Origin of the sequence: Streptomyces roseolilacinus, assembly GCF_014649335.1 — a bacterium.
Lineage (GTDB): Bacteria > Actinomycetota > Actinomycetes > Streptomycetales > Streptomycetaceae > Streptomyces > Streptomyces roseolilacinus.
On record NZ_BMSV01000004.1, the window covers coordinates 265,372 to 277,828 of the forward strand.

At 74.3% G+C, this 12,457-nt stretch carries 10 protein-coding genes; 6 read left to right on the top strand and 4 right to left on the bottom strand.

What is annotated here, in order from left to right; all coding sequences use genetic code 11:
- Positions 1 to 68: 68 nt before the first annotated feature.
- From IE106_RS11405 to IE106_RS11420, 3 genes are all read right to left on the bottom strand, one after another.
- The gene (locus IE106_RS11405; protein ID WP_189532637.1) at positions 69 to 1,454 is read right to left on the bottom strand and encodes an aldehyde dehydrogenase family protein; all 1,386 of its coding nucleotides are present in this window, start codon (positions 1,452 to 1,454) and stop codon (positions 69 to 71) included.
- Positions 1,455 to 1,456: 2 nt separating this feature from the next.
- A complete protein-coding gene (locus IE106_RS30820; RefSeq protein WP_308427867.1) occupies positions 1,457 to 3,805 on the bottom strand; it encodes an aminotransferase class III-fold pyridoxal phosphate-dependent enzyme in 2,349 nt (782 codons plus the stop codon).
- A gap of 491 nt (positions 3,806 to 4,296) precedes the next feature.
- Entirely contained in the window at positions 4,297 to 6,357 is a 2,061-nt protein-coding gene (locus IE106_RS11420) for a restriction endonuclease (protein WP_189532638.1), read from the bottom strand.
- A gap of 320 nt (positions 6,358 to 6,677) precedes the next feature.
- Here IE106_RS11420 and IE106_RS11425 point away from each other — a divergent pair, with 320 nt between their 5' ends.
- From IE106_RS11425 to IE106_RS11450, 6 genes are all read left to right on the top strand, one after another.
- Positions 6,678 to 6,911 carry a cold-shock protein gene (locus tag IE106_RS11425; RefSeq protein WP_189532639.1) on the top strand — a complete coding sequence of 78 codons (234 nt, stop codon included), beginning with the start codon at positions 6,678 to 6,680 and terminating at the stop codon, positions 6,909 to 6,911.
- A gap of 61 nt (positions 6,912 to 6,972) precedes the next feature.
- Positions 6,973 to 7,359, top strand: coding sequence for a VOC family protein (locus IE106_RS11430; protein WP_189533181.1), 387 nt, complete (start codon positions 6,973 to 6,975; stop codon positions 7,357 to 7,359).
- Positions 7,360 to 7,667: 308 nt separating this feature from the next.
- Positions 7,668 to 8,261: an RNA polymerase sigma factor gene (locus IE106_RS11435; protein ID WP_189533183.1), complete on the top strand. Its 594-nt coding sequence runs from the start codon at positions 7,668 to 7,670 to the stop codon at positions 8,259 to 8,261.
- On the top strand, positions 8,258 to 9,064 hold the full coding sequence (locus IE106_RS11440; protein WP_229840285.1) for an MGMT family protein: 807 nt from the start codon (positions 8,258 to 8,260) through the stop codon (positions 9,062 to 9,064). The genes IE106_RS11435 and IE106_RS11440 overlap by 4 nt, the downstream gene beginning before the upstream one ends.
- Positions 9,065 to 9,102: 38 nt before the next feature.
- Positions 9,103 to 9,684: a methylated-DNA--[protein]-cysteine S-methyltransferase gene (locus IE106_RS11445; RefSeq protein WP_189532640.1), complete on the top strand. Its 582-nt coding sequence runs from the start codon at positions 9,103 to 9,105 to the stop codon at positions 9,682 to 9,684.
- A 70-nt stretch (positions 9,685 to 9,754) separates the two neighbouring features.
- The gene (locus IE106_RS11450) at positions 9,755 to 10,594 is read left to right on the top strand and encodes a 2OG-Fe(II) oxygenase (protein ID WP_229840287.1); all 840 of its coding nucleotides are present in this window, start codon (positions 9,755 to 9,757) and stop codon (positions 10,592 to 10,594) included.
- Positions 10,595 to 10,700: 106 nt separating this feature from the next.
- On the opposite strand, the gene IE106_RS11455 is transcribed toward IE106_RS11450, so the two are convergent.
- Entirely contained in the window at positions 10,701 to 12,452 is a 1,752-nt protein-coding gene (locus tag IE106_RS11455; protein ID WP_373295937.1) for a DUF8823 domain-containing protein, read from the bottom strand.
- Positions 12,453 to 12,457: the final 5 nt, after the last annotated feature.

Here is a 12,457-nt window from a genome sequence, read left to right on the forward strand (position 1 = left end):
GTTCCAGGGGCACGGGCGGCCGCGTCGAGGGTGGCTCCCCCGACGCGGCCGGTTCCCGGTACGTCCCGCTACGGCGCCGCCGGGGCCGCGTCCGTGAACGTCTTGCTGCGCATGAGGAACTCGCCGAGGTAGCCGTCGTGCGGCAGTCCGGGCACCAGCACGTGGGTCGGGTGGTCGCCGACGTGGAGGTTGCGGACGGTGGGTTCGTCGAGCAGGCGCCCGACCAGGTCCCGGTCGGACGTGAGCGCGGTGAGCACGATCGTGTCGCGGAGCGGGGCCAGGCCGTCGGCCCGGCTCCACGGCGCGACCCACACACAGGGGAACGGCATCTCCAGGCGCGCCTGCGGCGCGTCGGCGCGGTCCAGCTGGAACACCGCCGGGCGCAGGGCCGCGGCGCCGTCACCGAGCTCGGCGACGATGGTGTCGCCGCCGAGCCACGCCCTGGCGCCGGCGGCCTCGGAGTGCACGAACTTCTCCAGGTTCCGCGCGGCGTCCAGCCCCCGGACCGGCAGCACGGCCCGGTCGTCCTCCGGCGGCAGCGCCGGGAGACCGGCCAGCCGGTCGGCGAGGGCCTCGGCCACCGGGGCCGGGTCCCCCTCGACGAAGACGGCCGTGGCGTTCACGCACGCGGCGCCGGCCTCCCGGCTGACCGAGTCGACGATCGTGTCGAGGTGCCGGGTGAAGTCGGTGTCCGCGGTGATCAGGATCTTGGCCCGGCCCGGCCCGTGCGGCAGCACGGCCGTACTGGACCGGTACTTGTCCACCACGTCGTCGCCGCCGTAGACCACGGCCAGGTCGGCGCCCCCCACCAGGTCGTCGGCGACGCCGTGGTCGGTGGGCAGGAGGACGACCCGGTCCGTGCCGAACCCGGCCTCGTGCAGGGCGGTGACCAGCCGGTGCGCGCTCAGCGGTTCGCGGCGCGAGGGCCGTACCGCGACGCGGTAGCCGAGGGCCAGCGCCTCCGCCCACTGCGCGTGGATCCCGGGGTGGTTGCCGGCGGCGAGCACCGCGAGCACGTCGCCGCGCCGGATCCACACCGCGGTGCCGGCGCCGTTCGACGTGTCCCGGCTGCCGCGCGGCCGGGCCTGGCCGGCGAAGCCGTACGCGCCGGCCAGGCCCGCCGCGATGCCGGCGGTGGACTCCCGCACCATCGTGATCGGCAGGCCGCTCACCCGGGCGACGGCGTGCTCGTACTGCCCGGCGGTCATGCCGTTCAGGGTGGCGGTGGCGAACAGCCGGCCCGCCTCCGCCAGTGCCGGCACCCGTTCGTCCGGCGGCAGCGTCTCCGCCCGCCGCAGCGCCGCCAGGCCGCGCTGCACGTACAGCCGCGGCACCATGCTCAGCTCCGCGACCGGCCGGCCGGTGACGTCGTGGACGACCTCCCTCGCCTGGGCCCGGTAGGGGCCGCTCGGACCGAGGGCGTCGAGGTGGAGCGGTGCCGGGGAACCGGGCATCGTCAGTACACCCCCTCGACGACGGCGGTGCCGCCGAACGTCGGGACCGGCCTGATGTCGGCGACCGCGTCGCCGCCGAGGCCCGGGGCGCCGGGCAGGCGGACCGCGGTGTCCCGTTCGAGGTTGTTCGGGATCAGCATGCTGCGGCTGATGTGGTTCATGACCACCTGGCCGCGCTCGCCGTAGGGCACGGTCTTCCCGGTGTCCGGGTCGACGACCCGCAGGCTGACGAACGGGTACGGCGGGTCGAAGGTGGGCGGCTCGTCGTCGGCGAGCCCCGCCCGCTCGTACATGCCGGCGCCGACCATGGTGCTCCCGTAGAAGCCGAGCAGCTGCGCCCCGGGGAACACCTCCTTGCGGAACAGGGTGCGGGTGTCGAGGTCCATCGAGGCGCCGCCCCAGATGAGGGTGCGGACCTTCCGGTTGACGAGTTCGGCCAGCTCCTCGTGGCCGGCCAGCGCCTCCAGCAGCGGCGGCGTGGTGAAGACGACGCCGACGTCCTGGCTGCGCAGGATCTCCCCCACCTGGTCGAGGACGTGCGCGAGGTACCTCCTGCTCTCCTCGGACCTGCCCTCCGCGGCGCACTTCTTGGCCCACCGCGGGTCGAGGTCCACGGTGAAGGGGATGCCGCCCCGGCGGTGCGCCAGCGTCCGGCCCATGGGGCCGAACATGTGCGGTCCGCTCGGGCCGATCGTCAGCCAGTTCGCCCCGTGGGGGACGCCCCGGTCGTCCAGGACCTGGGAGTGCCACGAGTTCAGCTGGTCGTGGAGGTCGGGAAGCCAGGCGATGCGCTTGGGCGCACCGGTCGTCCCGCCGCTCTCGTAGACGTCCAGCGCGATCCGCCGGTCCCCGTACCCGCGGGGGACGAGGTCTTCCACGCGGACGTCGCGCAGCTCGTCGACGACGTTCGGGAACAGCTCCAGGTCGGCTTCGGTGCGGACGTCCTTCCGCGGGTCGAAGTCCAGGCTCTTGGCGCGCTCCAGCCAGAACCGGGAGCCGGTCTTCGGGTCGAAGTGCCATTCCATGGCGGCGGCGAGCAGTTCCGGCATCGAGGGCGGCCGGTCCCACGGCGTGTCGAGCACCGGGAGGACCACCGCCGGCGCGGCCGGCCGCTTCCGCTTCCTGGTCGCGTACTCGGTGAGGACGTCGGTCACCGCCGCCGCCACCTGGTCCGCCTCGTCGTGGCTCATCACCAGCGGCGGGCTCACCAGGACGGTGTTGGGGTTGTTGCGGACGATGATCCCGCTGCGTTCCCGGACCAGCGGCGGGACCCACCCGGCCGACAGCGGTTCCCCGGTGTCCGGGTCCTGGGCCAGCTCGATGCCGATCATGAGGCCGATCTGCCGCACCTGGCCGACGATGGGCAGCTCCTCCAGCCGGCGCAGCTGGGCGCCGAGGTGGTCGCCGACGTCGACGGCGGCCGCGAGCAGGTTCTCCCGCTCCATGATCTCCAGGTTCGCCAGTGCCACCGCGCACCCGGTCGCGTGGCCGCCGTAGGTGTAGCCGCCGATGAACCCCTCGTCGCGGGCGACGACGTCGACCACGCGGTCGGCCACCAGCAGCGCGCCCATCGGGAAGTAGCCCGAGGTGAGCCCCTTGGCGGTGACGACGAAGTCGGGGGCGACACCGAGGCGTTCGGCGGCGAACCAGTGCCCGGTCCTGCCGAACGCGGTGATGACCTCGTCGAGGATGAGGAGGATGCCGTGGGACGCGAGCAGTTCGCGGACCCGCGGCCAGTAGTCGCTGGGCGGTTCGATCACGCCGGCCACGCCGAGGATCGGCTCGCCGATCATGACCGCGATGCGGTCCGCGCCGATCTCCTCGATCGTCTCGCGCAGTTCGCGCAGGCAGAATTCGGTGGGGTCCTCGCCGCCGTACATCTCGGGGTGGAAGGGCATCGGCGGCGTCAGGTGCCGGACGTTGGGCAGCATGGGGCCGAAGCCCTGGTGGAACATGGGCATGCCGGTCGCCGCGGCGCCGCCGTACGAGACCCCGTGGTAGCCGAAGTTGCGGGCGAGGATCCACGTGCGCTCCGGCTCGCCCCGGCGGTGGTGGTAGAGCCGGGCCATCCGCAGCGCGGCGTCGACCGCCTCGCCGCCGCCGCTCGTGAAGTACACCCGTTCCATCGGAGAGGGCGCCAGGTCGATGAGCTTCTCGGCGAGCCTGATCGAGGGTTCGTTGGTGAACTCGTGAAAGCTGCTGTAATACTCCAGTTTCGTCATCTGTCCGGCCGCGACCTCGGCCAGGTCGCGCCGCCCGTGCCCGACGTGCGCGAGTAAGAGCCCGCCGGTGGCGTCCAGGTACTCGCGGCCGTGCGCGTCGCGTAACCGACAGCCGGAACCCTCCACCATGACGATTCGGTCGGTGACATCACCGGGCAGGTGCGGGTGGATCAACCTGGAGCGGTCGGTTTTTACCAGGGCGTCTGCGTCTACTAGCGGTGCCGTCATCGCATCCTCACATCGAGAATCAGCCGAAATCTTCATTCCTGGTGTTCTTCGGGAGGATGCCAGTGTGCGGCAGGGGGAACACGGAGGTAACCGGTTCAAGTGGATAAGTTAACGGGTTCAAGTGAACGGGGAAGGGGCCGCGTACAAGGGGCATCGGCGTCACCGCCTCGGGCTTTGCCGGGATTTTCCACTTCCGGTTGCGGGCGGTCCCCCATTCGGTAATGAATGGCTCCGCTTCCGCTTCCGCGAAAACGCGGATCGGGCCACAGGGGGAACACCGGCCGGTTCGCGTACCGGGGCGGGGCCGGTTCGTCCGGCGGCCGGAAGGGCCCCCGGCGGCGCGCGTGCCGGGACCGCTCCGGGGCCACCGCCGCGCGCCGTGCCGGGACGTGTCACTCCACCTCGACCCCGTGGTCCCGGAGGAGCTGCTCCAGTCCGCCCGTGTACCCCCGGCCGCCGAGGACGAAGTCCCAGTCCCCGTTGGGCCTGCGCCGGAAGGAGCCGAGCACCAGGGCGGTCTCCCCCGGCCGGCCGTCGGAGACCTCCAGTCGCCCGATCTCCGTCATCGCCGGGTCGAGCAACCGGATGCGGGCGTCGGTGAATCCGGAGAGGTCGGCTTCCGGATCGGTCTCCGGGTCGACGGCGGCGACCAGGACGAAGCGGTCGGCCTCCTCCGGGAGCGCCTCGAAGGAGACGCGGATCGCCGCCCTGTCCGGTGGCGCGGCCGGCAGCGCGCCCACGGAACCGTCCGGGGTCTGCGGGTTGTTGTAGAAGACGAAGTGGTCGTCGCTGAGGACCCGGGTGCCGCGGCAGACGAGCGCGCACACGTCGAGCGCGACGTCACCGGACCAGGACATGCCCAGCACGTTGGAGTCGTCGGGCCGGGCGCCGGGGCCGGGCGGCGCCGGCCGCGCCGGGGCCGCCCGCCCGGCCCCGCCCAGCCGTCCGCGCAGTCCGTGCCGGTGCAGCAGGTCGACCAGTTCGCTGCCCGAGACGAGCTCCAGGGGCTTGCCGTGGGCGAAGGTGTGGGACCCGGGGCCGAACTTCGACGTCGTCACCAGTACGCCCTTGTTGGCGCCGACGTCCTGGACCGTCCCGTACAAATCGCGTACGGCGGTGGGCGGCACGGTGTTGCGGTAGCGCTTCACCTGCACGACGATCTTGCCGCCTCGGATGGGTGCCGGATCCAGCGCGTCGACGTCCACGCCCCCGTCGTTCGAGCGCTGCGTCGTCACGGCCTGCATCCCCATCGCCCGGAAGAGCTCGGCGACGAGGGACTCGAAGGCGAGGGGGTCCATCTCGTACAGGTCCGGTTCCTCGCCGCCGTCGCCGTGGGTGACGACCTGGTCGCCCACCTCCTGCGGGCGCCGGCCGGGGCGTACCGGGGAGAGCTGGTCGGGCCGGGCCGCGAGCTGTCCCCTGAGCGCGTCGGTCAGGCAGCTGACGGCGTCGACCTGCTCCAGGCGCAGTCCGGTGAAGGTGGACCGCGGGGCCATGACGGTCACCAGGTGGATGTGCGTCCGCCGGCCCGTCGCCGGGTCGGGGGCGTCCACGAACCCGTTCAGCGCCACGGCGTCGAGTGCGGCGGACTCGTCCGCCGCGAACAGCTCGTGCAGGACGAGCAGCGCGCACTGCGCGAGGACCTCCCGGTACAGCGCGCGCCGCTGCCCCACCGGGCGGGGGGTCTCCTTGTCCTGGTCGGTTCCCGGCATGTACCGGACCGACTTCGTCTCGGGGACGACCTCGGGACCGGGCATCTCCCAGTCCAGGACCAGCTGCCGCGCCGCCGCGTCGTACGCCGCCGAGACCTGCCGAGGGAACCCCTCCGGCCAGGCGGTCGAGGCGTAGAGGGCGGCGGAGAAGTACGCGACCACGGACTCGGGGTCCCGGCGCCTGACCCCCTCGGTCACCTCGGCGATGCCGGCGTTGTGCCGGCGCACCTCCGACCGTCGGGCTTCGGCCCACTGCTCGTACTCCCGCCGGTAGGCCTCCAGCTGGTGCAGGCGCTGCGCCTCCGCGGCCCGTGCCGCGTGCAGGTCGTGTTCGAACCGGGCCCGCGCCTCGGCCTCCGCCTGGGCGCGCCGGCTCGCGGTCCACCCGCCCTGGGCCTGGTAGTGGTGGGGGTTCGGCAGGGGTACGGGGTGGGCGAGCGGCCCCGGTGAGAACGGCTGGACCTCCTCGGCGCGCAGGAGCGAGGCCGCCCGGAAGGCCGGGGCCCGGCAGCCCGCGGCCAGGAGCCCCCGGAGGGACGCGACCCGCGCGTCCAGCTCCTCGGTACGCCGCCGGGCCTCCGCCTGCCGGTACTCCCGGTGGCTCTGCGCGACGCGCCGCTGGTAGGCCCGCTCCTGGCGTTCCTGCTCCCTGCGCCGTCGGGCGTCGGCCTCCAGCTGGCGCTGCTGCTGACGCTGCATCTCGGCCCAGACACCGACCAGACCGGTGGAGCGACGGCTCATCCCTACAGGCCCTCCCCAGGACATCGACGTCACCGGCCCGGCCGTCCCCACGACCGGTCGTGACGAGCCGACTCTATCCAGCGACGACGGTCTCGCCCATCCATGTGCCGAAGGGACCGTGCGGTGCCGGTCGCCACAGGTCACGGCCACCGGGGCGGAGGCGGCGCCGGGCCCCTCCCCGGTGGCCGGGACGCGGCTGCGGGCAGCCGCCCGCCGCAGGGGCGCGGGCGTCGGCGTGGGCGGGTGCGGGCACGGTCGTCGGCGTGTACGGGCGCGTCGGCGGTTCCGCCGGGGGCCCCGGGGCTCGTAGAGTCGCGATCATGGTGACTGCGACTGTTCGTGAGTGGCGCGAGGAGGAGGGGTGGGGGGTGCTCGACAGCCCGGAGACCCCCGGCGGTTGCTGGGCCCACTACTCCACCATCGAGGTGACCGGGTTCCGCACGCTGTCGCCCGGGCAGCGGGTGGACCTCGAGTGGCAGGCGCCCGGCTTCCAGCAGGACGGCTACGACTACCGCGCCCTGCGCGTCGTTCCCCGCAGGGGGCACGGTGGCTGAGCGGGCCGACGCCGACCGGACCCCGGCGGGCCGCGAGGACGCGGGCGGGGCCGGTGTCCCGGTGGGGATCAGGGACGTCATCGTCGACTGCGTCGACCCCGAACGGCTGGCGTCGTTCTGGTCCGAGCTCCTGGGGAGGCCGGTCACGGGAAGGACCGGGCCCTACGTGTGGCTCGCGCGGGGCGCGGGCCCGGGGGTGGGCTTCCAGAAGGTCTCCGAGCCGAAGTCCGGCAAGAACCGCGTCCACTTCGACGTCTCCTCCTCCGACCCGGCCTCCACCCGGGCGCGCGTCGAGGAACTGGGGGGCCGGCGGCTCGACCGGTACGCGGCCGGCGGCTTCCTGGTCATGGCCGACCCCGAGGGGAACGAGTTCTGCGTCATCCCGCCCGAGCCGTTCGAGGTCGACGACGACGGACGCGCCGACTACCTCGGCGAGGGCGGCGCCTGAGTCGGAGCCTTCGCCTCCTGGCGATGATCGCCGAAGGCCCCGGCACCGTCACGGCGCTTCCACGACCGGCGTCGTGGCGTGAACGGCGCGACGGAGTCGCCCGTCGTCCACGCGATCCGCCCGGAGGCCCCCGGCGTCCGGCACCGGTGCCGCGACCACCCGCGGCCCGGCCGGAGTGACCGTGCCCGCGGGCCGTCCTCCACCGCGCGTCCTCGGACGGGCCCGTCGGCAGGCCCTCCCGCTCCGCCACCGGTCGGCTCCGCTGCCTCGCTGCAACCTTTCCGTCCGGGGCGGTGTTCCTCTCACTGATGGACGAGAAGGCCGAGCAGCAGTTGACCGAGCTCCTGGCTGCGGACCTCGACGGTGGGTTCACCGAGCTGGTCCGGGTGCACGGGAGGTCGGTGTACACGTTCCTGCTCCGGGTCTCCGGCTCCCGGACCGAGGCCGACGACCTGGGACAGGACGCGTTCCTGCGCGCCTACACCGCCTTACAGGGATACGACCCCGAGCGACGGAGGGAGTTGAAGCCCCGTGCCTGGTTGCTGACCATCGCCGCGAACGTGTGGCGCAACCACGTGCGCACCTGCACGCGACGCCCCGCCCTGACGGGGGTGCCCGTGGAGGAAGCCGCCGGTTCCTGGACCGACCACCGGCCCGGACCGGAGGAGCGCGCGGCGCTGTCCGACGATCGCAGGCGCCTGGTCTCCGCACTGCTGAAGCTGCCCGAGCACCAGCGGATGGCGGTCGTGCTCCGCCATGTGATGGGGATGAGCTACGCGGAAGTGGCGGAGGTGCAGGGGTGCCCGGTCGGGACGGCCAAGGCACAGGTGTCCAGAGGGCTGAGAAGTCTCCGTCAGCTGCTGGATCCGGAGGTACCGGTGTTGGAGGAGGTGACGACGTGAGACAGAGTGACCACGAGGTGCCGACCCGTCTCGAACGGGCAGCGGGCGACCTGATCGGGCTCGCCGCGGACCCCCCGGAGGACTTCGCCCTGCGCGTGCTGCGGCGCGTCGGCATCCAGCGCGAGCAGTACGACACGTACGTCCGCCTCGAAACGCCTGCCGGCGGTCTGTTCGTGGCGGCGGGGCCGGACGCCGTGACGGGTGCCGCACTCGACTCGGCGGGACTGACGGCGACGGCCTTCGAGGAACGGCACCGCGTCCGTACGCACCGCTCGGCCATACCGGCGACCAAGCCGTTCCCGGGGGTCGTCACCGCCCTGCGCACCGGGCGGGCGAGGAGGCTGCCCATCGACCTGTCCGGCCTCACCACGGCCGAGCGGGCGGTGCTGGAGGCCGTGCGGACCATCCCGCCGGGGCAGTTGCGGCCCGTCGGCTGGATCGCGCGGGAGGCCGAGGTCCCGGCGACGGCGGTGGTCGGAGCCCTGGCGAGGAACCCGGTGGCGGTGCTGATCCCCTCCCACCGCGTGACACACGACGGCGGCGCCCCCTGCGACGCCGACCTCGTCCCCGGCGCGGGGGACGCGCTGCGCGCCGCGGAGGGCGTCGACCTGGACAGGGAGGTGGAGCTCCGCCGCGGAGGGGTGGTGTTCCTCGGCAGCGACACCACCCGCATCTACTGCCACCCGACCTGCGCCCACGCCCGCCGCATCGTCCCGCGCCACCAAGTCCCCTTCCGCACGGCGCGCGAGGCCGGCCGGGCCGGGTACCGCGCGTGCAAGAGCTGCCGGCCCGTCACCGTGTGACGGTAGCCCGACGGCAACGACGAACCCACGGAGTCACCATGCGAACCAGCACCAGGATCACCGGCGGCCGCCCCGTCGCCGTCACCGCCGCCGTGGCGGTGCACACCACCCCCCTCGGACCGCTCGTGCTGGCGGCCACCGACGAGGCACTCGTGCTGTGCTGCTTCGGCCCGCCCGAGGCGGCGGCGGAGCGCGCGAGGAGGGCCGGGACGCACACGGTGGACGAGGAGGAGGCCACGGCGGCGCAGCGCCGGGTGCTCGACGAGGCGCGGGCGCAGCTCGACACCTATCTGAGCGGTGGGCGCCGGGACTTCACCGTGCCGATGGACCTGCGGCTCGCGACACCGTTCAGCCGCCGGACCGTGTCGGCGCTCGGGGAGTTCGTCCCGTACGGGCGGACCGCGACGTACGCGCGGCTCGCCGAGGCGCTCGACCGGCCGCGGGCCGCTCGGGCGGTCGGGACGGCGCTGGGGGCCAACCCGCTGTGCGTGGTGCTCCCGTGCCACCGGATCGTCGGCTCCACGGGCGGCCTCAACGGATACGCGGGCGGCCTGGAGGCCAAGCGGTTCCTCCTCGACCTCGAAGCGGCCGCCCTCCCGGCGGGCCTTCCGTCCCGGTGACCGGCGGGCGCCGGCGCACTTCCCCACCGCCGGCATCCGCCGTCCCCTTCCGACCCGGAGCGTGGAGCACGTGAGCGCCTACGAAACACCCCACCTGCCCGGCCTGCCCCCCGCGGGCCCGACCGCCTCCCCGGCCGTTTTCCCGACCGGCTCCCCAGGCGCCTCCCCGGGCGCGTCCCCGGGCGGCTCCGCCCATCCGCCCAGCGCCGGTGGACTACCCGCCCTCCAGGACCTCGACTGGGTCGCGCTCGCCGCCGAGCTGGACGAGGAAGGGGTGGCCCTGACCCCACCGCTGCTGACCCGGGAGGAGTGCGCCGAGGTCCGGGCGCTGTTCGACGAACCCGCGCTGTTCCGCAGCACGGTGACGATGGCGCGGCACCGCTTCGGCGAGGGACGGTACCGCTACTTCACCCATCCCCTGCCGGACCTCGTCCGGACGCTGCGGCAGCGGCTCTACCCACCGCTCGCGCACATCGCCACCACCTGGGCGGAGAGGCTGGGGGAAGCCGGGTTCCCCCACGACCACGAGGGCCTCGTCGCGGCCTGCGCCGCCGCCGGCCAGCACCGCCCGACCCCCCTGCTGCTCCGGTACGGACCGGGCGGCTACAACTGCCTGCACCAGGACGTGTACGGCGAGCTGACGTTCCCCCTGCAGGTGGCGGTGATGCTGGACCGGCCGGACGAGGACTTCACCGGCGGCGAGAGCGTGTTCGTCGAGCAGCGGCCGCGTGCCCAGTCGCGCCCCGTCGTCAAACGGCCCCGGCAGGGCCAGGGCATGGTCTTCGCGGTCCGCCACCGCCCGGTCCGCTCGATACGCGGCTGGAGCCGGGTGACCCTGCGGCACGGGGTGAGCGCCGTGCACAGCGGACAGCGGCACGTGCTGGGCGTGATCTTCCACGACGCGCGGTAGCCGGACGGCCGGCGGCGCCACCCGGCGGGACGCGTCTCCCACCCGGCGGGGCACCTTTCCCGCCCGGCGGGGTGCCTCTCCGCCCGGCGGCGGGCGCGCGAGGACCTCAGCGGGACGCCGAGGGGCAGGGGGTGCCCCGCGGGAAGAGGGTGTACGGCGAGGCCAGGTGGTACGTCCCCGCCGAGGGCACCTGGAGTTCCGTCCACTCGTCGCCGTCCGCCGTGCGGGCGGCCCTGCGGAGGCAGGGCGCGCCCTCGGCGCTCCCCGCTGACGCCAGGCGCTCGCCCCGTTCGTCCACCAGTGACAGCCAGGGCGAGTACGCGACCCTGACGAGGACCCTGCCCGGTTTCTCCACGCGGAGCGTGACGCGGTCCGCCGCCGCCCGGTCGACCGACGCCGCCGGGCCCGCCAGGGGCTTCGCGTCGCGGACGGAGAAGAGACGCCAGTGGGCGTCGGACCACACCAGGTCCAGGTACGGCAGCCCGCCCTCGATCAGGGCGGTCTCCTCGCGGGCGCCCGTGTCGGGCGTGCCGGTCGGCAGGACGACGTACCGGACGGCCCACCGGTCCAGCCACGCCCGGTAGTTCGCGGCGGTCAGGGAGCCGTCGTAGAAGGCCGGGTTGCGTTCCAGGTCGGCCTGGCGGTTCCAGCCGCGCGCCAGCGTGACGTACGGGGCGAGCGCGCTGGACTCGCGGTGGCTGCGGGCCGGGACGACCTCCACGCGGGCCCGCTCGGCGCCGCGCCGCTCCAGTTCGTCGAGCAGCGGCCGCGTCGCGTGCCGGTCCCACGACGCGTGGGGCGCGGTCACCAGCACGTCGTCGACGCTCTTGAACCCGACCCACCCGTGGAACACCACCAGCGCGGCGAGCAGCCCGTAGCGGGCCCGCCGCGACGCCGCGTACGGCACGGCGGCCAGCAGCACCACGCCCGCGAACAGCATCGGCAGCCGTGTCACGTTCGACCCGACCTGCGAGTCGACGAGCCAGGTGAGGAGCGCGCCGGCCACGTACACGGCGGACGCCGTGCGGACCGTGCGCCACGTCCGGTCCGCCGCCAGCAGGCACAGCACGCCGAACGCCAGCGGCAGCAGCACGGTCCCGAACGCCATCGGCTGCGTGCCCGAGAAGGGGAACAGCAGCGCCGACGCGGCGACCACCAGGACCGGCGGCACACCCAGCGCGTACGCGGCGGGACGCCGGCCGCCCAGGAACAACGCCGCCGCGACGACGCCCAGGAACAGTCCCGCGACCGGGCTCGCCGCCGTCGCCGTGCCCGCCAGGAGCGCCGTGGCCGCGCCCCGTACCGCGCGGTTCGGGCGCGGGCCGCGCGGCCGGGGCCACCGGCCGCAGAACACGACGGCCACCGCGCCCAGCGCGAACATCAGGCCCAGCCCGAACGTCACCCGCCCCGACAGGGCGTTGCACAGCAGCGCGAAGACCGCGGCCAGCGAACAGGCGAGCGGGTTGCGGACGGTCCGCGTCCGCACCAGGAGCAGCGCGGTGAGCGCCGCCGAGACCGTCCCGGCGACCGCCATCGTCGTCCGCACGCCGAACAGCGCCATCACGTACGGCGAGAGCACGCTGTACGACACGGTGTGCATCCCGCCGTACCAGGCGAGGTTGTACGACGAGCCGGGGTGCCGGGCCGCGAAGTCGGCCCACGCGTCCTGCGCCGCCAGGTCGCCGCCGCTGTTCGCGACGAGCAGGAACCACCCGGCGTGCAGGGCCGCCGCGAGGACCGTCGCCGTGACGACGACACCGACCGGGCCCGGCCTGCGGACCGGACCGGCCGCCGGGAGGCCGCGGAGCGCGCTCCGGTGTGCGGCGCGGCGCTCCGCGGGCGGTTGCGCGGTCGTCACTCGTC